The sequence below is a fragment of the Nocardia sp. NPDC004168 genome, from assembly GCF_040610355.1.
Classification (GTDB): Bacteria; Actinomycetota; Actinomycetes; order Mycobacteriales; family Mycobacteriaceae; genus Nocardia; species Nocardia sichangensis.
On record NZ_JBEXME010000004.1, the window covers coordinates 388104 to 407804 of the forward strand.

The following is a 19701-nucleotide window of genomic DNA, read 5'->3' on the forward strand; positions in this document are numbered from 1 at the left end:
TTCGCGCGGTGACCTGCTGATTTTCGTTCCGCGCCGCGGGGAGGCCGGATCGGCCAGATGTCAACGCTGACTGGAGGTTCGCGATGGGGGAGGTGCGATTCGGGGGCTACCGGCTGGAGCGACTGCTCGGCAAGGGCGGTATGGGGCAAGTGTGGCTCGCCTACGACACGGTGGCCGCGCGGCGGGTGGCGTTGAAGCTCCTGCCTGCCGAACTCGCCGCCGCCGCGGGATATCGCAAGCGATTCGAGCGTGAAGCCGAAGCGGTGGCGCAACTGCGCGATCCGCACGTACCCCGGATCCACCGGTTCGGCGAGATCGACGGCCGGCTCTACATCGACATGCAGTTCGTCGAGGGCACGGATCTGGCGGGCAAACTGCTGGCCGAGGGAGCGCTGCCACCGGCCGTCGCGGTCGGCGTCATCGGCCACGTCGCCGCGGCGCTCGATGTGGCGCACCGGCGCGGGCTGGTGCACCGCGACGTCAAACCGTCGAACGTCGTCGTGCACCCCAGCGGCTTCACCTACTTGATCGACTTCGGCATCGCGCACGGGCTCGGCCAGACCGCCGTGACCACCACGGGCATGGCGATCGGCACCCTGGCGTACATGGCTCCGGAGCGGTTCACCGGGAAGGTGGACGGACGCGCCGACGTCTACTCGCTGGCCTGCGTGCTCTACGAGTGCCTGACCGGCTCCCGGCCCTACGGCGACACCGACCCCGCACAGCAGATGCACGCCCATCTGATGGCGACGCCCCCGCGAGCCGGTTCGGTGTGCGCCGCTGTCCCCGCCGCTCTGGATGCCGTCATCGCCCGCGGTCTGGCCAAGGAGCCGGACGAAAGATTCGCGACCGCCGGGGAATTCGCCGCAGCCGCGCGGTCGGCGATCGGCGTTCCCGACTCGCGAGCCGTGCCGCCGCCAGCGCCCCGTGCTGGTGGCGACGGCGGTCTCCCTGGGCAAGAGAACGTTTCGCCGCGTCCGTCAGCTGGAGCCTCTGCGGCAGAGCGTTTTTCGGAAGCGCCGAGTGCACCGCCACGGCGCACGCCTACCCCGACCAAAGTCATGCCCCAGCCAGGCCCGACGCCGACGCTCGTGGCGACCAGGCTCGACTGGTCCACGGTCACCCCTGGGCCGATTCCCACCCCGGGCAAGGACGTTCCGCAATCGGGTCCGCCGGTGCGGGGATATGCCGGTCGGTCGGCCGTCCCTGGTCACCCCGCTGCGGGGCAGCCATATTCAGCAGGCGGGTATCGAAACGCGCCGTACGCCGCCGGAGGCGGACAGCCAGGTTGGCAGGGCAGATTGCTGGCCCTGCAAGCACGCGTGCTGTCCCCGAAGCCCGGCCCGGTCGCGCCGCCGTACCGGGCGCAGGCGCGCAAGGTCTTCCCGGCGGTCCCGCGTCCGGGTCGGCGGTCGGTTCCCCAGCGGCCGAGCGCCGCGATCCCCCGACGTCGGCGGAGCTTGCTGTCGAAGCTGATCGGCGCGCTGATCGTGGTGTTCCTCGCGCCGTTCGCGTTCGCGGCCGGTTGCGTCGCGTTGATCGCGGCGGGAACCAGAACCGGCGACTCCGGCACGCCCGCACCGACTCTGCCGCCCGCGGCGGTGGCGGTGGAACAACCCGGACCGTCCCGCGACGACCCCATGACCGATCCGGCTGCCGTGGCGCCGATGGGCACTCCCGTTCGCGACGGCAAATTCGAATTCGTCGTGACGAAGGTCGACGCGGGCGTGGCACGCATCGGATTGCAGACGGCCGCCGGTTCGTTTCTGATCGTCACGCTGGCCGTCCGCAATATCTCCGACGAATCGAAGTGGTTCCTGCCGCTGGGCCAGCGCCTGCTGGACACGCAGAACACGCCGTTCGACCACAACGCCACCGCCACCATGTGGCAGAACACCCAACGGCGCCTCGGCTACTCCTTCGAGCTGCGCCCCGGGCAATCCGCCACGACCCAACTCGTCTTCGACCTCCCGCCGACGGTCACTCCCGACCATTTGGAACTTCACGACTTCGTTCTGTCCAACGGCGTCCGAGTCGCCCTCGGCTGAACGTCTTCGCGCGGCGATGCCGGTGCCGATCCGGAAACGGATGCTCTCCGCCCGAACACCTCGCTACCGGGGTGACTCCGCTGCACGGCGCGGCGAGCGCGGTGTCGAGCTCGGCCACCTGTATGCGGGTCCGCGATGCTTCGGCTTGCCCGCTGTGGATGGGAAGCGGCGAGCCCGCTCAGGCGGCTGGGAGGACGGCGGACAGCGCGGTGAGGACGGCTTGGCGGCCGATTCGCAGGCCCGCGGCCAGCAGCGTGGTGTCGCGAGCGGCGCTGTCGATGTCGGGAGAGCCGAGGGGCGGGTGGATTTGCAGTACCGAGTCGCCGAGTTCGGCGAGCGCGCGATCCTCGATGTCCTGTTGGCGGGGGCGTTCGAGCCACGCCCGGTACGCGCCGGGGGCCACCGCGCGCATATAACCGCCGCCGACGAGCTGGTGCAGGCGCGACGCGGCCGGGCGCCGTTCGTCCACGCGCCGGGTACGCAGGACCAAGGCGAGGGTGGCGCCCGCTCGGACCGCAGTGCGGATCGGCACGGTCTCGGAGAGACCTCCGTCGAAGAAGGCCGAACCGCCCAGGGCGACCGGAGGTCCGGCCAGAATGGGCAGGCCCGCCGACGCGCGCAGCGCGCGCATGAGCGTCCGCTTGTCGGTGATGTGCGGATGCAGGTCGACCGCCTGCCCGGTCCGGATATCGGTGGCGATCGGATGGAACGTCGTGGAGTTGGCGAGGATCGCCTCGAAGTCCATCGGTTCGATGCCGTCGTACACCTGATGCACGAGATACCGCAGATCGAACGCGGGGCGCCCGCGCAGCAGCCGAGCCGGGTCGATGGCACGGCGCATGATCGCAGGATCGGTCCACGAGCGCATGCCGGGGATCGCGCGCCCGCACAACAGCCAGGCGCCGTTGATCGCGCCCGCCGACGTGCCGTATACGGCATCGAATATCCCGGCGAGTCCGAGTTCCTCCAGCGCGGACACCATGCCGCTGGAGTACACGCCCCGGCTGCCGCCTCCCTCCACCACCAGCGCCAGGCGGTGACCGTCGGCACGGCCGCCCGTGGCACGACGCGCGCGGATCACTTCCGCGACAGGAGAGAGACTTGTCGAGCTGGTCACCGGATCACGATACGACACCACGGTATGCGTATCGGTCCAGCGGCGTGACGACGGAGGGACCGCCGCGTGAACAAAGGAGCGGGCGCGAACCTCCAGGTCCGCGCCCGCCCGTTTCCCGGTCTGCGCCGGGTACTACTTGATCTCCGCCAGAACGGTGCCCTGCGTGATCGCCGCGCCCGCCTCGACGGAAAGGCCGGTGACCACACCCGCCTTGTGCGCGTTGACCGGGTTCTCCATCTTCATGGCCTCGAGCACCACGATCAGATCGCCCGCCTCGACCGACTGGCCCTCTTCCACGGCGACCTTGACGACGGTGCCCTGCATCGGAGCGGTGACCGCGTCACCGGAGGCCGCGCCGCCGCCCGCGCCGCCACGCTTGCGCGGCTTGGGCTTCTTGCGGATCACGCCCGCGCCGTTGCCCGCTGCCCCGCCCGCTCCGGCGCCAACGGTGAAGTTACCCGGCAGCGAGACCTCGACCCGGCGTCCGCCGACCTCGACGACGACCTTCTGCCGCGGCGCTTCCTCGTCCTCGTCGGCCGGGGCGCCCGCGCCGGTGAAGGGCTCGATGGTGTTGACCCACTCGGTTTCGATCCACTTGGTGTAGACCTCGAACTTCTCGCCGTCGCCGATGAACGCCGGGTCCTCGACGATGGCCCGGTGAAACGGGATGACCGTGGCCAGTCCATCGACCTCGAACTCGGCCAGCGCGCGCCGCGCCCGCTCCAGGGCCTGCGTACGGTTCTCGCCGGTGACGATCAGCTTGGCCAGCATCGAGTCGAACTGCCCGCCGATCACGCTGCCCTGGACCACGCCGGAGTCGACGCGGACACCGGGGCCGGTGGGCTCCTTGTAGACGGTGACCGGGCCGGGGGCGGGCAGGAAGTTGCGGCCCGCGTCCTCGCCGTTGATGCGGAACTCGAAGGAGTGGCCGCGCGGCGTCGGGTCCTCGGTGATCTCCAGCTTCTCGCCGTTGGCGATGCGGAACTGCTGGCGCACCAGGTCGAGGCCCGCGGTTTCCTCGGTGACCGGGTGCTCGACCTGCAGACGGGTGTTCACCTCGAGGAAGGAGACCGTCTCGCCCTGCACCAGGTACTCGACGGTGCCCGCGCCGTAGTAGCCGGCTTCCTTGCAGATGGCCTTGGCCGAGGCGTGGATCTTCGCGCGCACTTCGTCGGACAGGAACGGCGCGGGGGCCTCCTCGACGAGCTTCTGGAAGCGCCGCTGCAGCGAGCAGTCGCGGGTGCCCGCGACGATGACGTTGCCGTGCTTGTCGGCGATGACCTGAGCCTCGACGTGGCGGGCCTTGTCCAGGTACTGCTCGACGAAGCACTCGCCGCGACCGAAGGCGGCGGTCGCCTCACGGACGGCCGAGTCGTACAGCTCCGGGATCTCCTCGATGGTGTGCGCGACCTTCATGCCGCGGCCACCGCCGCCGAACGCCGCCTTGATGGCGACCGGCACGCCGTACTTCTTCGCGAATTCGACGACCTCGCTCGCGTCTTTGACCGGGTCCTTGGTGCCCGCGGCCATCGGCGCCTTCGCGCGCTCGGCAATGTGCCGCGCGGTGACCTTGTCGCCCAGGTCGCGGATGGACTGGGGGGAGGGGCCGATCCAGATCAGCCCGGCGTCGATGACGGCCTGGGCGAAGTCGGCGTTCTCGGAAAGGAAGCCGTAGCCAGGGTGGATGGCGTCGGCGCCGGACTTGGCGGCGGCGTCGAGGATCTTGTCGAAGACGAGATACGACTCGGCCGAGGTCTGCCCGCCCAGGGCGAACGCCTCGTCGGCGAGCTTGACGAACGGGGCATCGGCATCCGGCTCCGCGTAGACGGCGACGCTGCCGATACCGGCATCCTTGGCCGCCCGGATCACGCGCACGGCGATCTCGCCTCGGTTAGCTACGAGTACCTTTGTGATCCGCGCGCTGGCATGGCTGGGCACTGAGCCTCCTGTGTGCATTCTTCTGGTCGCTTCGCCGGGGGTGGGGTCGCTGTGCGGGCTCCGCTCCCATAATCGACAAACTTACGTCTCGGGCGAGTGTAGGCAGTCTGCCAACAGTCGCCGAACTCGGCTAGGCCTACTGAACAGTAGGTCGCGGATCACAACGTACGCGTCCCGTGTTTGGGACCGCGCCCCGCCTACCTGCTCCGCGTGCGTCGCGACCCGCCGCGCGCGGGCGCCTCGCCGGGTTCTTCCCCCGTGGCGATCGGCATGCGCACCGAGTTGCCCCACTCGGTCCACGACCCGTCGTAGTTGCGTACGCCGTGGCGCCCGAGCAGGTAGGTCAGGACGAACCAGCTGTGAGCGGATCGCGCGCCGACTCGACTGTAGACGATCACCTCGTCCGCGCCTGCCAACGCGCGGTAGACGTCGTCGAGTTCGGTGCGGGAGCGGAAACGCCCGTCGGCGGTGAGCGCCTCGGACCACGGGATGTTCGACGCGCTGGGAATATGGCCGCCGCGCAATGCCGCGTCCTCGGGGTTGGCCGGTTGGAGCACATCCGCGCCGGAGTACTCCTCGGCCGAGCGCACGTCGAGCACCGGTTTGCCGAGGTGGGCGAGCACGTCCTCGCGGAAGGCTCGGAGGGTGCTGTCGTCTCTGCGCACAGCCGGATAGCCGCTGCGCACCGGGTAGTCGGGTTCGAAGGTCGTGTCGCGCCCTTCGGAGATCCACGCCGCGCGGCCGCCGTCGAGCAGGCGCACGTCCTCGTGCCCGAACAGGGTGAACACCCATGCCGCGTGCGCCGCCTGCGCGTTCCCGCGATCCCCGTAGATCACAACCGTGTCGTCACGATCTATACCTTTCGCGCGCATCAGTTCGGTGAATCGCGTTCCGTCGATATAGTCGCGCGTGACCGGATCGTTCAGATCGCTTCGCCAATCCAGTTTGGTGGCGCCCGGAACGTGCCCGATGTCGTAGAGCAGCGTGTCCTCGTTGGCCTCGATGATCTTGAGTCCCCGCGCGCCTATGTTTGCCGACAGCCACTCCGTGGTTACTAGTCGGTGTGGGTGTGCGTAGGAACCGAGCGAGGGATGAGGGTCCGGAGCGACGGGCACGGTGTTTGGGTCCTTCACGCATGGGTGGACGGTGGTGGCAGCGGTTCGAGGCCTCACAGCGATGGTAGGTGTGAGGCGACAGTGGCTCTCGTTTCAGATCACAAATCGGATGAGGGCCGAATAAAGGGCACCTACATCCGATAAAGTCTCCCGGGAGGAGGGGTGAGCTATGTCCGATTCTTGGCCGCGGCGGCGACTGCTCGCGATCCTACGTGGCGCCAGCGAGCCTCTCGACGCCCAGGAACTGGCCAGAATCACCGGACAGCACGTCACCACGGTCCGGTTCCATCTGGACGTGCTCACCAGGGAATCCCTCGTCCGGCAGTTCCAGCAGCCGCCGCGTGGCCGCGGGCGACCGCGCATCGGATACAGCGCGGTGCAGCGATCGGTGGGCTACCAGGATCTCGCCCAGGTGCTCGCCGACCAGCTCGGCCCGGATCCCCGGCGCAGGGCGGAGGCGGCGAATGCGGCGGGCCGCGCCTGGGGCAGCAGACTCGACGTCGGTGACCATCGGGTCGAGTCGCTGGAGGACGCCAAGGATCTCACGATGACGTTGATGTCGGAACTGGGTTTCGCGCCCGAGCGCGACTCTTCCCCGGAGAACGAGGGGAAGGTGCTGATCCGGATGACCGCGTGTCCGCTGCGCGAACTCGCGCGAACGCATTCCGAAGTGGTCTGCGGCGTGCACCTCGGGCTGCTCGAAGACGTCCTCCGCCGGGGCGGCGCGCAGGGGACCATCGATGTGCGGATGCATCCGTTCGTGGAGCCGGAGCTGTGCGTGGCCCGTCTGGAACTCATCGCGGCGCAGCGCGCCGAGGCCCAGGAGACCGCGAAGGTGCCCGGCGGTGACGCCGAGGCGTTCACCACGCCGTCAGGCCGTGTGGCCCCACAGCTGCGTAACGCCGATCCCAACATCGCCAAGCAGTCGGCGCAGCAGTGGTAGCCCGATGCCGATGACGCTGGACGGGTCGCCATCGATGCGGTCGACGAACCAGCCGCCGAGCCCGTCGAGGGTGAACGCGCCCGCCACCTGGAGCGGCTCGCCGGTCGCGATGTAGGCGTCCAGCTCGTCCGGCTCGGGCTTGGCGAAATGCACGGTGGTGCTGCTGCAGTCGACCGCTTCGGCGATGATCCCACCGTCCCGCATCCGCAGCACGCAGTGCCCGGTGACGAGATCGGCGCTGCGTCCGGCCATGTCGCCCCAGCGCGCGCGGGCGACCTCGGGGGTGTGCGGCTTGCCCTGCAACTCGCCGTCCACGAGCAGCATGGAATCACAGGCCACCACAACGCAGTCGGCGGCGAACTCCGGAACCGCGGTGGCGACGGCCGCCGCTTTGGCGCGCGCCAACTCCACCACGACCCCCTGCGGAGGGGTGCCCTCGGGGAGGGCGGCGGCCACCGCGTCCTCGTCCACGGCGGAGACCCGGACGATCGGGTCGATGCCCGCCGAGCGGAGCACCTCCCGGCGGGCCGGGGACGCGGAGGCCAGGATCAGCCGCGTCACCCGCGCAGGTGGGACAGCTGTGGGAAGGAGTACGGGGAGAACGGGGAAGCGCCGCGATGCATCAGCGTCGGGTGGCCCCACAGGTCGGGCGGGCCTGCGGGCCCGCCCGGCGCGGCGCTGTTCGCGGCGGCGGACAGGACGCACACCAGTGCGGCGAGTTCCTCGTCGGTCGGCGAGCCCTTCACGACACGGAAGAACGGCTCCGGGGTGGCCTCTGCGGATTGCGCTGTCGCGGTCGAACCGGTGGACGCACCGGCCTCGTCTGCGATCGGGTCGACTGTGAGATCCAGTTCGACGGCGCTCAACACATCTTCTTCTGCCACGGTCGTCACAGTGCCAGGTCCTCTCTTCGCCCTTATCAGCGGAACTGATCAGGCTGTTCCCGTTTTCCGACAAGTTATGGATGAAGCAATCGTCCTCGGACGCACTCTTTGCTTCTCTGCAACAAGCCGGTACACGCCAGCGTAAGTGTTACCGAGGCCGATGCCCCACCCTTTGTGCGCGGCCTATCGAGGGTATCGCTCGATCACAGCGGGATGTTGCCGTGTTTCTTCGGCGGCAGGGTGACCATCTTGCGTTCGAGCAGTCGCAGCGCGGAGACGATCTGGCCGCGGGTGTGCGACGGCGGAATGACCGCGTCCACGTAGCCTCGTTCGGCGGCGACGTACGGGTTCACGAGTGTGTCCTCGTACTCGTTCTGGAGCTCGAGCCGCAGCGCATCGACGTCTCCGCCGTCTTTGGCGGCCTGCTGGAGCTGCTTGCGGTAGACGAAGCCGACGGCGCCCGAAGCGCCCATGACGGCGATCTGGGCGGTCGGCCAGGCGAGGTTCACATCGGCGCCCATGTGCTTGGAACCCATGACGTCGTAGGCGCCGCCGTAGGCCTTGCGTGTGATGATCGTGATTTTGCCCACAGTGGCCTCACCATAGGCGTAGAGCAGCTTCGCGCCGCGCCGGATGATGCCGTTGTACTCCTGCCCGGTGCCGGGCAGGAAGCCGGGCACGTCGACCAGGGTGATGATCGGGATGTTGAACGCGTCGCAGGTGCGCACGAAGCGCGCGGCCTTCTCCGAGGCGTCGATGTCCAGGCAGCCCGCGAACTGGGTGGGCTGGTTGGCCACGATGCCGACGCTGCGGCCGTCGATCCGGCCGAAGCCGACGATGATGTTCATCGCGCGCTCGGCCTGCACCTCGAGGAACTCGTCGTCGTCGAGCAGGCGACGGATCACGTCGTGCATGTCGTAGGGCTGGTTCGGCGAGTCCGGGATGATCGTGTCCAGCTCGAGATCCTCGTCGGTGAGCGAGTCCTCGATCGCGCCGTCGATCGGGTCGGTGGCCGGGAAGCGCGGCGCCTCGGCCCGGTTGTTGCTCGGCAGGTAGGACAGCAGGTCCTTGACGTAGTCCAGGGCGTCTTGCTCGCCGGAGGCGACGTAGTGCGCCACACCGGACTTGGTCATGTGCGTGTGCGCGCCGCCCAGGTCCTCCATGGTGACGTCCTCGCCCGTGACGGTCTTGATGACGTCCGGGCCGGTGACGAACATCTGGCTGGTGCCGTCGACCATCACGACGAAGTCGGTCAGCGCGGGGGAGTACACGTGGCCACCGGCGGCCGGGCCCATGATCAGCGAGATCTGCGGGATCACGCCGGAGGCCTGGATGTTGCGGTGGAAGATCTCGCCGTAGAGACCGAGCGAGACCACGCCCTCCTGGATGCGCGCGCCGGCGCCCTCGTTGATGCCGATCAGGGGGCGGCCGGTCTTCAGGGCCAGATCCATCACCTTGACGATCTTCTCGCCGTAGACCTCGCCGAGGCTGCCGCCGAACACCGTGACGTCCTGGCTGAAGATGCACACGTCGCGGCCGTCGATGGTGCCGTAACCGGTCACCACGCCGTCGCCGAGCGGGCGGTTGTGCTCCAGGCCGAAGTTCACGCTGCGGTGGCGGGCCAGGGCGTCGAGTTCGACGAAGGAGCCTTCGTCCAGCAGGGCGAGGATGCGCTCGCGGGCGGTCATCTTGCCCTTCGCGTGCACCTTGTCGACCGCGGCCTCACCCATCGGGTGCTTCGCCTCTTCCAGCCGATTCCGCAGGTCAGCCAGCTTCCCGGCGGTGGTGTGGATATCGGGGGAACCCGCGGGACCTGATGCGGGCTGCTGCTGGACACTCGTCATGGCATCGGAGTGTAACCAGTACCAGTGCGTCTCTCTAACCCAGACGGGGGCTACCGGCGAGTAGAAAACCGCAGCTAGATCAATTTTCGGACGCAAACTTCCTGGTCGGTAGCGACGTTGGGGAGGCGGAAAATGAGTATCGCCCACCGGTCGGGTCCGGATAGCCTGAGGGCGAAACATTTTCGGCTCAGGGGAGGAGCGCGTCATGTGGGAATGGGGTAGGACTTTCGCCGAATACGCTGCCGCCGCGGCGTGGACACGGAACACGGAGACGGCTCCGAAGTACGGCGAGCCCGAGTGCTGGACCGAGACCACCGAGGGCGAGCCGGAGAACGACCGCGCGGGCATGGCGGCGCGCGACCCGCTCGTCTCCTGGTACGACCTGGCCGGGTAGCGCCCGCGCGGCGAGTAGCCTGCCGGTGTGCAGAGGCCACCGTTGGATGCAGAGCAGTTGCGGCGCAGTGCCGTCGACTCGCCGGAACTGTCGTTCTTCTCGCGGATCGACGTGGTCGAGTCGACCGGGTCCACGAACGCGGATCTGATCGCGCTGGCGGCCGATCCGGACGCCGACCACGTCGTTCTGCTGGCGGAAACCCAAGTGCAGGGCCGTGGCAGGCACGCGAGGACCTGGGTCAGCCCGCCCCGGGCGCAACTGGCGATGTCGGTGCTGGTGCGTCTGCCCGGGATCGGCCCCGCCTCGCTCGCCTGGCTGGCGCTGCTCACCGGCGTCGCCGTGGTCGACGCGCTGCGGACCACGGCGGGCGTCGCCGCGGAACTCAAGTGGCCCAACGACGTGCTGATCGACGGACGCAAGGTCGCGGGCATCCTGGCCGAGGTCGCGGCGAGCGGGGGCGGCGCGCCCGCCGTCGTGATCGGGCTCGGGCTCAACGTGAGCCTGACCGAAGAGGAACTGCCGGTGCCGCACGCCACGTCGCTGACCATCGCGGGTGCGCGGCAGACCGACCGCACGGTGCTCGTGCGGTCGCTGTTGACCGAGTTCGCCCGTCGCTTCACCGCGTGGCGCGACGCGGATTGGGCGACCGACGAACTGGCCGCCGCCTACCGCGAGCGGTGCGCCACCATCGGCACGGAGGTCCGCGCCGAACTACCCGGCGGCCGACAGCTCACCGGCATCGCCGAGGGCGTCGACGACTACGGCCGCCTGCTCATCGGTGGCGAAGCGGTGTCCGCGGGCGATGTCACGCATCTGCGCGCCCAGTACTGACCGCCTCTCCGGGCGGCCTCAGACGTGCTGGGCGACGTCGCGCGCGGCGTCCCGGGCGAGTGCGCGATCGCGCTGCTCCTCGAACTTGATCACGTCTTTGGCCAGCTGCTCCACGAACGTGCCCAGTTCGTCGCGCGCCTGCTCGCCGCGCGGCCCGAAGTCCGAGCGGTCGAAGACGTTCCACTGTTTGAGCACCGGCTCGATGACCTCTTCCAGGTGCTGGCGCAGGTCGTAGATGCCGTGCTTGGCCATCAGCACGCCGTAGCGGCGGAAGTTGGGCATCCCGGCGCCTGGCATCAGGAAGTTCGTGATGATCCTGGTGATCGCGGGCAGCGCCTGGTCGGGCACCAGGTCCAGCGCCGCGCCGCACAGGGAGCGATAGAAGATCATGTGCAGGTTCTCGTCGGCGGCGATGCGCTGGAGCAGGCGATCGGCGACGGCGTCGTTGCATGCCTTGCCGGTGTTGCGATGCGACACACGGGTGGCCAGTTCCTGGAAGGTGACGTAGGCGACGCTCGCCAGGAACCCGCCCCACCCGTCCGGCGATCGGACCCCGTTGCTCATGTGGATCATCCGGGCCTCCTCCAGGGCGACCGGATCGACGGCGCGGGTGACGACCAGGTAGTCCCGCATGGCGATGCCGTGGCGGTTCTCCTCGGCGGTCCAGCGGTCGACCCAGGTGCCCCACGGTCCGTCCTCGGAGAAGTTCTGCGCGATCTCCCGGTGGTAGGAGGGCAGGTTGTCCTCGGTGAGCAGGTTGGTGATCATCGCGACCCGGGCGACCTCACTGAGGTGCGATTGCTCCGGTTGCCAATCCACGCCGCCAAGGGCGGCGAAGTTGCGGCCCTGGCTCCACGGCACATAATCGTGCGGGTTCCAGTCTTTCGCCATGGACAGGTGCCGATTCAGGTTCTCTTCGGCGACGGGTTCGAGTTCGGCCAGGATCTGCAGCGGGGTCAGGTCTTTGGTCACGCGTTCCTCCACGGTCGGAATCGGCGATGATGGTGAGCCGGGCGTTGCGCGATACAGAGAGCCACTGCGCGGAAATAGTCACACGCAGGGTGCCGATTGTGCAGCATGACGCGCTGCGGTGTCAGCCGTTCGGGCATCTTGACGCGGTACTGTTCCTACATGGGTTATCCCGAGGATGTGCTGGCGCCCGACGAACGGTTGCTGCTGCATCGCCACCCGCATTGGAAGATGCTCTTCTGGCCGATCGTGACGCTGATCGTCGCCACCGCTCTCGCGGGTTTCACAGGGGGACTCATTTCGCAGAAGGCCACGGGCACCACCGCCTCGGCGCTGCTCATCACGGTGCTCGTGGTGTATGTGGCGATTCTGCTATGGCGTTGCGCCGTACCGGTTATCAGCTGGAAGTCGACGCATTTCATCGTCACCGACCGGCGGGTGCTGGTGCGTCAGGGCGTCATCACCCACAGCGGCATCGACATCCCGATGAGCCGGATCTCCAGCGTGCAGTTCCGGCATGGGCTGTTCGATCGGTTGCTCGGCACCGGGACGTTGATCATCGAGTCGTCCTCCTCGGAGCCGCTGGAATACGACGACATCCCCGCGGTCCAGCAGGTGCATTCGCTGCTCTACCACCAAGTGTTCGAGGTCGAACGCCATCGGGACGGGCGTGACGAGCGCTGGGACGACCGCCGCAGCTACCGGTGAGCCCGTAACCTGGGCGTATGACCGCTGTACTGCTGGCCGAGGACGACGATGCCATCGCGGCCCCGTTGTCGCGCGCGCTCGGCCGCGAGGGCTACTCGGTGACTGTCGAGAGTTTCGGCCCCGCCGTGCTGCAGCGGGCTCTGGAAGGCGGGCACGACCTGCTCATTCTCGATCTCGGCCTACCCGGCATGGACGGGCTGGAGGTCTGCCGTCAGGTGCGCGCCCGCGGCGCGGATCTGGCCGTGCTGATGCTCACCGCGCGCACCGACGAGGTGGATTTCGTGGTGGGGCTGGACGCGGGCGCCGACGACTACGTCGGCAAGCCGTTCCGGCTCGCCGAGTTGCTCGCCCGGGTGCGAGCGCTGTTGCGGCGCAGCGGAATCGGCGACGACACGGTCGAGGTGGGCGGCATCCGCCTGGAGCCGGCCGCCCGGCGCGTACTGGTCAACGGCGTCGAAATCGGTTTGGCCAACAAGGAATACGAGCTGCTCAAGGTGCTGATCGACCGGGCCGGTCAGGTGGTGGCGCGCGAGACCATCCTGCGCGAGGTGTGGGGCGACGCGGAGTTGCGCGGTTCCAAGACGTTGGACATGCACATGTCCTGGCTGCGCCGCAAGATCGGGGACGAGGGCCCCATGGCCGAGCGGCGCATCGTCACCGTCCGCGGTGTCGGATTCCGGCTGAACACCGACTGACGTGCGCCGCCGGATCTTGCGTTCCATGCTCACCGTGCTGACCCTCACCACGGTGGTGCTCGGCGTGCCGCTGATCTACACGGCGTGGTTGTGGGTGGAGGACATCACGCGCAACGACCTGCAGAACCGGCTGGACCGGATCGCGACGGAGATCATCGCGCAGGAACGCGACGGCACGGTGTCCGGCGAGCTGGACATCCGGTCGGTGGCGCCGTTGGTGCCGGAGAACGGCAGGCTCACCATCGTCTACCCGTCGCAGCGGGACAACGCCGTCCGCCGCGACGTGGGGGTGGCCGACGTGTCCGACCCGCTGGTCGAGTCGCTCTCGATGGGCAAGTCCGCTTCGCTGCGCCTGGAGGTGCCGTCCGCGCCGATGCACGCCATGCAGCGCCAGGCGGTCGCGGTGGTCGCGCTGGCGGTGCTCGCCTCGCTCGGCGCGGCGGTCTCGGTCGCGGTGGTCACCGCCCGGCGGGTGGCCGATCCGCTGCGGGACGTGGCGGCGCGCGCGGCCCGGCTGGCGATGGGGGATTTCCGGCCCGATCCGCGCAGGCACGGCATCGCGGAACTGGATCGCGTATCCGACGTGCTCGACTCGGCGACGGTGGAGATCGCCGGACGACTCCAGCGCGAACACGCCCTGGTGGCGGACGTCTCGCATCAGCTGCGCAGCAGGCTGACCGCCGTGCGGTTGCGCCTGGACGAGTTGTCCGCGCATGCCGACCCGGAGGTGGTGCACGAGGCCGAGGAAGCGATGGCTCAGGTCGATCGGCTCACCGATGCGATCGACGACCTGGTCCGCGCCTCCCGCGACGAGGACGCGGCCGACCGCGATCCGGTGCCCGTGATGGACGAACTGCGCGGTGTCGTCGCCGAATGGAAACACCCGTTCACCGAGGCGGGACGGTCGCTGACGCTCACCGGCGACGAGTCGTTGCGCGCCCCGATCACGGGTTCGCGGTTGCGTGAGGCGGTGACGGTGCTGGTGGACAACGCGCTCATGCACGGCGGCGGGACCTGCACGGTGTCGGTGCGCTCGGTGCGGCCGGGAGCCGATCGCGAGCCGCTGGTGTGTGTCGAGGTGGCCGACGAGGGCCATGGAGTGCGCGACGAGCTGGCGCCGCACATCTTCGACCGCGGTTTCTCCGCGGGCGGTTCCACCGGTGTCGGGCTGGCGCTCGCGCGGGCGCTGGTCGAGGCCGACGGCGGACGGCTGGAATTACAGCGGCGCAGGCCCGCGCTGTTCGCGGTGTTCCTCGGGTCGAAGGCCCGTCCGGCCAACTCGGTGGTGCCCGAGCCGAGGTGACTCAGCCGCGGCCGAGTTCCTCTTCCACGAGGTCGACGAATTCCGCTTCGAGTTCGCTCATTTCGTCGGGGAAGACCCAGCGGCGCATCGACCAGAAACGGAACGCCATCTGCAGCAGATTGCCGATGATGAACGCGCTGATGAAGTCGGCGACGTTCTCGACCGTGAAGCTCACGTTGGGCTGGCGCAGGTCGAAGACGTAGCTGGAAATCCACAGCGGGGTGAAGGCGAGGACGACGCCGACGCCGCTGACGGCGAAGAACAGCAGCGCTTCGTGATGACGTTCCCGCCCGCCGCGATTCTTGAACGACCATTCCCGGTTCAGGATGTAGGAAGCGATCACGGCGATGACGCCGGAAATGATCTTGGCCGTGACCGGTTTCTCCGCGAGCACCGTCCACTTGAGTATGTAGAAGATGCCGCTGTCGATCACGAACGTGGTCGCGCCGACGATCGCGAACTTGATCAATTCCCGCTGCCGGTACGCGATATCTTGCAGCGGCTTGGGGAGGACGCTGACCACGTCGTCGACGAATGACACAAGACCGGAGTGTACCGGTAGCTGTCATTTGCGCCGGACATGACAATATTGTCCGACGTGAGCGCACGTTCCTTCGATCCTTCGGCCATGCCCACCGTCACCATGATCGGCGGCGGCCAGTTGGCGCGCATGACCCACCAGGCGGCGATCGCGCTGGGCCAGCGGCTGCGCGTGCTCGCCGAGAACCCCGAGGACCCGGCCGCCCAGGTCAGCCCCGAGGTGGTGCTCGGCAGCCATACCGACCTGACCGCACTGCGCAAAGCGGCGGTCGGCTCGCACGCGCTGACCTTCGACCACGAGCACGTGCCGACCGAGCACCTGGAGGCGCTGGTCGCCGAGGGCGTCAACGTGCAGCCGCCGCCGCGGGCGCTGGTCTACGCGCAGGACAAGTTGGCGATGCGCACCAAGCTGAGCGCGCTGGGGCTGCCCGTGCCCGCGTTCACGCCGGTGACCTCGGTCGAGGACGCGGTGCGCTTCGGCGACGAGCACGGCTGGCGGATCGTGCTGAAAGCGGTACGCGGCGGCTACGACGGGCGTGGCGTCTGGATGCCGGAGTCCGCCGACGCGGCCGCGGCGATCGTCGCCGACCAGCTCGCCCGCGGCGTCCAGTTGCTGGCGGAGGCGAAGATCGACCTGAAACGGGAGCTGTCGGCGATGGTGGCCCGTTCGCCGTTCGGGCAGGCGGCGACCTGGCCGGTAGTGGAGACGGTGCAGCGGAAGGGACAGTGCGCGGTCGTCATCGCGCCCGCGCCCGAGTTGCCGGAGGACACGGCGGCCGCGGCGGAGACGATGGCGCTGAATCTCGCCAAGGAACTCGGCGTCGTCGGCGTCATGGCGGTGGAGCTGTTCGAGACCACTGACGGCGAGCTGCTGGTGAACGAGCTGGCCATGCGCCCGCACAACTCCGGGCACTGGGGCATGGACGGCGCCCGCACCGGGCAGTTCGAGCAGCATTTGCGCGCCGTGCTCGACTACCCGCTCGGCGACACCGCGCCGCTGGCTCCGGTGACCGTGATGGCGAACATTCTCGGCGCGCCGCAGGCCCCGGCGATGTCGATGGACGAGCGGCTGCACCACCTGTTCGCCAGGATCCCTGAGGCGAAGGTGCACCTGTACGGCAAGGGCGAGCGTCCCGACCGCAAGATCGGGCACGTCAACATCCTCGGCGACGACGTGGCCGAGGTCAGGGAGAAGGCCGAGCGGGCGGCGCACTGGATGTCGCACGCGATCTGGACCGACGGATGGGATCCGCATGAGTGAGGAACTGGCCATCGCCCCCGCGGTCGGCCTGATCATGGGCAGCGACTCGGACTGGCCGACGATGGAGGCCGCCGCGGAGGCGCTGGCCGAATTCGGGATCCGTTTCGAGGTGGGCGTCGTCTCGGCGCACCGCACGCCGCAGCGCATGCTCGACTACGCGCGTTCCGCGGCGGGGCGCGGGTTGAAGGTCATCATCGCCGGCGCGGGCGGCGCTGCCCACCTGCCCGGCATGGTCGCCTCGGCCACTCCGCTGCCGGTGATCGGCGTGCCGGTGCCGCTCAAATACCTCGACGGCATGGACTCGCTGCTGTCCATCGTCCAGATGCCCGCCGGCGTGCCGGTCGCCACCGTCTCCATCGGCGGCGCCCGCAACGCGGGCCTGCTCGCCGCCCGCATCCTCGCCGCCCACGACCCGTCCCTGCGCACCCGCATGGAACAGTTCCAGGCCGGGCTCGAGCAGATGGTGCTGGAAAAGGACGACGCGCTGCGCACCAAACTTCTGGGCTGAGCGGCGCACGGTCAGCGGTCGCGCCTGCCTGCACGCAAACTTGCGACCGCTTCCACCAATCCGGCGTTCTCCAAGGACGTCCAGCACGTCTTCAGTGGTCTCCGGTGGGTTGGTGCGTGAATCGGCGATCTGCTGGATGCACGCCCAGACCACACGGTCGTCCAGATCGATCTGGTCGAGCACGAAATCATCGGGACTTTTCGCCTCGATGTGCCAGGGTTCCAGCGCGTCATCCGGAAAGTCCGCCAGGTTGGAAGTCACGATGACTTGTGCCCGAGCAGCGATGGCGGCTGCGAGGACATGCCGATCATCTGGGTCGTGGAGCTTCACCGCGTCGATCAGTGGTTCGTATCCGTAGATGCGGCAATCCGGCACGGCATCGTTTATCAATGTGCGCAGTCGGGTCAGCCGGTCCGCCGGAATGTCCGGCCGTTTCGCAGCTAGGTTGTTCAGCGCCTCGTCCAGGATGCGATCAGTCCACTTCGCCTGCACGGCACCCGATCGCGCAAGGCGGATCAGTAGATCCCGCAGTGTGTTGCCATACAGCACATTGGCGTCGTAGACGACAACGAAAGCCATGGTCAGATGCCGAGATCTCGGCCGAGTTCCGCCAATTCATCCATCGCGGCTCTGCTCTTGGCCTCGGTTCGCCGCTGGTACTGCTTCAAGTCGTCGTATCGGATCCGACGGTGCCGCCCGACCCGGCGAAAGGGAATCTCGCCTGTTTCCAACAGCGTCACGACGTAGGGGCGCGACACGTTCAGCATGTCCGCCGCCTGCTGCGTAGTGAGTTCGGCATGCGAGGGCACGACGGTGACACCACGTCCCTCGGCCGCCTGCGCCAGGATGAATGCCAACATGCTCACGGCCTGGCGGGGCAGTACCAAGGCGTCATCGCCCGGATGCTCAGGGGCCACCTGGATGGTTTGCTCGCCGGGGTGCCGCATCAGATAGTCCTTGATCCGGCGCATGGCCCGAGCTGCGACATCGGCATCGATCGCTCCTGGCTCGGCGCGCTTTGCGTCTCGGATGTTCGCCACTCTGATCACCTCCTAACCGCAGTATACGAATTAAACAAAATATTCGAAACGTTCCCCGGCATCGCAACCGAGTCGCTGGCCGGTGCCGCGGATCCGCGGCCAGCCCCCGCGATGCTGGTGCGCACCCCGCGGCGCTTGAATAGTGATCTACGTCACATGGTGTCAGGAATGTTCGGGGCTGCGGTGTCTTGTTTTCGAGCCTCTCGGAGCGAAGGAGACACCATGAGCAAGAAGATCGACGTGGTCGTGATCGGTGGCGGGTATGCCGGTGTGATGGCGGCGAACCGGCTGACGCAGCGCGATGACGTCGCGGTGACCGTGATCAATCCGCGCTCGGCGTTCGTTCCCCGGCTGCGTCTGCATCAGCTGGTGGGCGGGACGCACGATGCGGTCGTCGACTACACCGAAGTGCTGGCCGAGGGGGTCCGGCTGGTGGTCGACAGCGTGACACGGATCGACGCGGCCGGGCGCAGCGGGACGTTGGCCGAGGGGGGCACGGTCGGCTATGACTACCTGGTCTACGCGGTGGGTAGCGGCAGCGCGGGCTCGCGGGTGCCGGGCGTGGACGAGTTCGCTTATCCGATTGCCACTTTGGAGGCGGCGCAGCGGTTGCGGTCGGTGCTTTACGACACGCCGACGACGGCGGCGGTGACGGTCGTCGGGGGTGGTCCGACGGGCATCGAGACCGCTGCGGAGCTGGCGGAGCAGGGTCGCGCGGTCACGTTGGTGTGCGGCGGCGTGGTCGGCCCGTACCTGCACCCGAGGGCCCGGCGGACTGCCCGCAAGTACCTCGCCAAGTTGGGGATCACCGTGCTCGAAGGCCCTGATGCGGCGGTCACGGCGGTGACGCGGGATGCCGTGGAACTCGGTGACGGCCGCACATTGGCGAGTCGGGTGACCATCTGGGCCACCGGGTTCGGTGTGCCGGATCTGGCCGTCACCAGCGGACTGAGCACCGACGCTACGGGACGGCTGCGCACCGACGAGACGTTGACCAGCGTCGACGACGAGCGCATCGTCGCGGCCGGGGATTCGGCGGCGCCGTCCGATCTGCCGTTCCGGATGAGCGCCTATGCCGCGGGGTGCCTGGGCGCCCATGCCGCCGACACGGTGCTGAACCGGATCGCGGGTGAGAGGCCTGCGCCGATCGACCTGTCTTTCCCCGCGATGTGCATCAGTTTCGGCCGGGGCGCGGGAATCTTCCAGCTCGGCCACAAGGACGACACCGCGATGCCGCTCTACTTCAGTGGACTCGCGGGCAAGAAGTTGAAGGAATTCTCCTGCGCCGCCAGTGTCGAGCACCTGGTGAACGAAGCGCGCAAGCCCGGCTCGCATCACTGGCCCAAGGACGGCAAGCACCGGCCCCAGCTGCTGCGGGAGCAGCGCGGCGGCGCGCCGGTCGCCGCCGAACCGGCTGTGTAGCAGCGCCGGTGGTCTCCGGTCGACTACTTCGCCCGCACGGGGTGTGGCAGCGCTGTTCTCGCCGTCGCCGCCGCACCCGCCCGGCCGTCGGCGCATCGCCGGATGCGAGCGCATCGTCCGGTGTGCGCCGGACTGGGCATC

General features: G+C 68.5%; 19 protein-coding genes and 1 pseudogene. 10 read left to right on the forward strand and 10 right to left on the reverse strand.

Annotated elements, in window-relative coordinates; genetic code table 11:
• Window positions 1-83: 83 nt before the first annotated feature.
• The gene (locus ABZW96_RS11185; protein WP_355073532.1) at window positions 84-2048 is read left to right on the forward strand and encodes a protein kinase; all 1965 of its coding nucleotides are present in this window, start codon (window positions 84-86) and stop codon (window positions 2046-2048) included.
• Between the two features lie 178 nt (window positions 2049-2226).
• Here ABZW96_RS11185 and ABZW96_RS11190 read toward each other — a convergent pair whose 3' ends face one another.
• From ABZW96_RS11190 to ABZW96_RS11200, 3 genes are all read right to left on the reverse strand, one after another.
• Window positions 2227-3165: a patatin family protein gene (locus tag ABZW96_RS11190; RefSeq protein WP_355073534.1), complete on the reverse strand. Its 939-nt coding sequence runs from the start codon at window positions 3163-3165 to the stop codon at window positions 2227-2229.
• A gap of 132 nt (window positions 3166-3297) precedes the next feature.
• On the reverse strand, window positions 3298-5103 hold the full coding sequence (locus tag ABZW96_RS11195) for an acetyl/propionyl/methylcrotonyl-CoA carboxylase subunit alpha (protein WP_355073536.1): 1806 nt from the start codon (window positions 5101-5103) through the stop codon (window positions 3298-3300).
• A 197-nt stretch (window positions 5104-5300) separates the two neighbouring features.
• On the reverse strand, window positions 5301-6218 hold the full coding sequence (locus ABZW96_RS11200) for a sulfurtransferase (protein WP_355073538.1): 918 nt from the start codon (window positions 6216-6218) through the stop codon (window positions 5301-5303).
• Window positions 6219-6387: 169 nt separating this feature from the next.
• On the opposite strand from ABZW96_RS11200, the gene ABZW96_RS11205 reads away from it, so the two are divergent.
• Window positions 6388-7161: a transcriptional regulator gene (locus ABZW96_RS11205; protein ID WP_355073540.1), complete on the forward strand. Its 774-nt coding sequence runs from the start codon at window positions 6388-6390 to the stop codon at window positions 7159-7161.
• Here the strand turns inward: ABZW96_RS11205 and ABZW96_RS11210 are convergent.
• The 3 genes from ABZW96_RS11210 to ABZW96_RS11220 all read right to left on the reverse strand — a co-directional run bounded on the left by ABZW96_RS11210 (window position 7090) and on the right by ABZW96_RS11220 (window position 9889).
• The gene (locus ABZW96_RS11210; protein WP_355073542.1) at window positions 7090-7722 is read right to left on the reverse strand and encodes a Maf family nucleotide pyrophosphatase; all 633 of its coding nucleotides are present in this window, start codon (window positions 7720-7722) and stop codon (window positions 7090-7092) included. The genes ABZW96_RS11205 and ABZW96_RS11210 overlap by 72 nt on opposite strands.
• A complete protein-coding gene (locus ABZW96_RS11215; protein ID WP_355073544.1) occupies window positions 7719-8054 on the reverse strand; it encodes an acyl-CoA carboxylase subunit epsilon in 336 nt (111 codons plus the stop codon). Before ABZW96_RS11215 ends, ABZW96_RS11210 begins: the two co-directional genes overlap by 4 nt.
• 194 nt (window positions 8055-8248) lie before the next feature.
• A complete protein-coding gene (locus ABZW96_RS11220; RefSeq protein ID WP_355073546.1) occupies window positions 8249-9889 on the reverse strand; it encodes an acyl-CoA carboxylase subunit beta in 1641 nt (546 codons plus the stop codon).
• Window positions 9890-10094: 205 nt separating this feature from the next.
• Here ABZW96_RS11220 and ABZW96_RS11225 point away from each other — a divergent pair, with 205 nt between their 5' ends.
• Window positions 10095-10283, forward strand: a complete 189-nt coding sequence (locus tag ABZW96_RS11225; protein WP_355073548.1) for a hypothetical protein — start codon at window positions 10095-10097, stop codon at window positions 10281-10283.
• A 27-nt stretch (window positions 10284-10310) separates the two neighbouring features.
• A complete protein-coding gene (locus ABZW96_RS11230) occupies window positions 10311-11114 on the forward strand; it encodes a biotin--[acetyl-CoA-carboxylase] ligase (protein ID WP_355073550.1) in 804 nt (267 codons plus the stop codon).
• Window positions 11115-11132: 18 nt separating this feature from the next.
• Here the strand turns inward: ABZW96_RS11230 and ABZW96_RS11235 are convergent, their stop codons facing one another.
• On the reverse strand, window positions 11133-12086 hold the full coding sequence (locus ABZW96_RS11235) for an acyl-ACP desaturase (protein ID WP_355073552.1): 954 nt from the start codon (window positions 12084-12086) through the stop codon (window positions 11133-11135).
• A gap of 159 nt (window positions 12087-12245) precedes the next feature.
• On the opposite strand from ABZW96_RS11235, the gene ABZW96_RS11240 reads away from it, so the two are divergent.
• From ABZW96_RS11240 to ABZW96_RS11250, 3 genes are read left to right on the forward strand one after another with little or no spacing between them, the layout of a single operon-like run.
• The gene (locus ABZW96_RS11240; RefSeq protein WP_355073554.1) at window positions 12246-12791 is read left to right on the forward strand and encodes a PH domain-containing protein; all 546 of its coding nucleotides are present in this window, start codon (window positions 12246-12248) and stop codon (window positions 12789-12791) included.
• Window positions 12792-12808: 17 nt separating this feature from the next.
• A complete protein-coding gene (locus ABZW96_RS11245; RefSeq protein ID WP_040865082.1) occupies window positions 12809-13486 on the forward strand; it encodes a response regulator transcription factor in 678 nt (225 codons plus the stop codon).
• 1 nt (window position 13487) lies between these two features.
• Window positions 13488-14789, forward strand: coding sequence for a HAMP domain-containing sensor histidine kinase (locus ABZW96_RS11250; protein WP_355073558.1), 1302 nt, complete (start codon window positions 13488-13490; stop codon window positions 14787-14789).
• A 1-nt stretch (window position 14790) separates the two neighbouring features.
• Here the strand turns inward: ABZW96_RS11250 and ABZW96_RS11255 are convergent, their stop codons facing one another.
• The gene (locus tag ABZW96_RS11255) at window positions 14791-15330 is read right to left on the reverse strand and encodes a GtrA family protein (RefSeq protein WP_355073560.1); all 540 of its coding nucleotides are present in this window, start codon (window positions 15328-15330) and stop codon (window positions 14791-14793) included.
• 87 nt (window positions 15331-15417) lie between these two features.
• Here ABZW96_RS11255 and ABZW96_RS11260 point away from each other — a divergent pair, with 87 nt between their 5' ends.
• Together ABZW96_RS11260 and purE are read left to right on the forward strand one after the other, a co-directional pair.
• Entirely contained in the window at window positions 15418-16590 is a 1173-nt protein-coding gene (locus tag ABZW96_RS11260) for a 5-(carboxyamino)imidazole ribonucleotide synthase (protein ID WP_355073771.1), read from the forward strand.
• Complete coding sequence (purE, locus tag ABZW96_RS11265; RefSeq protein WP_195045335.1) at window positions 16583-17098, forward strand: 5-(carboxyamino)imidazole ribonucleotide mutase; 516 nt, start codon at window positions 16583-16585, stop codon at window positions 17096-17098. Before ABZW96_RS11260 ends, purE begins: the two co-directional genes overlap by 8 nt.
• Window positions 17099-17404: 306 nt before the next feature.
• Here the strand turns inward: purE and ABZW96_RS11270 are convergent.
• A pseudogene (locus ABZW96_RS11270) lies at window positions 17405-17677 on the reverse strand (PIN domain-containing protein); the annotation flags it as partial.
• Window positions 17678-17679: 2 nt separating this feature from the next.
• On the reverse strand, window positions 17680-18138 hold the full coding sequence (locus ABZW96_RS11275) for an excisionase family DNA-binding protein (protein WP_355073563.1): 459 nt from the start codon (window positions 18136-18138) through the stop codon (window positions 17680-17682).
• 222 nt (window positions 18139-18360) lie between these two features.
• Between ABZW96_RS11275 and ABZW96_RS11280 the strand changes: the two genes are divergently transcribed.
• Window positions 18361-19560 carry an FAD-dependent oxidoreductase gene (locus tag ABZW96_RS11280; protein ID WP_355073565.1) on the forward strand — a complete coding sequence of 400 codons (1200 nt, stop codon included), beginning with the start codon at window positions 18361-18363 and terminating at the stop codon, window positions 19558-19560.
• The last annotated feature ends 141 nt before the right edge of the window (window positions 19561-19701 follow it).

Bases quoted from the DNA above. Each gene is read 5' to 3' on its own strand.
- ABZW96_RS11185 (WP_355073532.1), top strand. From the start codon at position 84: ATGGGGGAGGTGCGATTCGGGGGCTACCGGCTGGAGCGACTGCTCGGC.
- ABZW96_RS11205 (WP_355073540.1), top strand. From the start codon at position 6,388: ATGTCCGATTCTTGGCCGCGGCGGCGACTGCTCGCGATCCTACGTGGC.
- ABZW96_RS11220 (WP_355073546.1), bottom strand. From the start codon at position 9,889: ATGACGAGTGTCCAGCAGCAGCCCGCATCAGGTCCCGCGGGTTCCCCC.
- ABZW96_RS11225 (WP_355073548.1), top strand. From the start codon at position 10,095: ATGTGGGAATGGGGTAGGACTTTCGCCGAATACGCTGCCGCCGCGGCG.
- ABZW96_RS11240 (WP_355073554.1), top strand. From the start codon at position 12,246: ATGGGTTATCCCGAGGATGTGCTGGCGCCCGACGAACGGTTGCTGCTG.
- ABZW96_RS11245 (WP_040865082.1), top strand. From the start codon at position 12,809: ATGACCGCTGTACTGCTGGCCGAGGACGACGATGCCATCGCGGCCCCG.
- ABZW96_RS11260 (WP_355073771.1), top strand. From the start codon at position 15,418: ATGCCCACCGTCACCATGATCGGCGGCGGCCAGTTGGCGCGCATGACC.
- purE (WP_195045335.1), top strand. From the start codon at position 16,583: ATGAGTGAGGAACTGGCCATCGCCCCCGCGGTCGGCCTGATCATGGGC.
- ABZW96_RS11280 (WP_355073565.1), top strand. From the start codon at position 18,361: ATGAGCAAGAAGATCGACGTGGTCGTGATCGGTGGCGGGTATGCCGGT.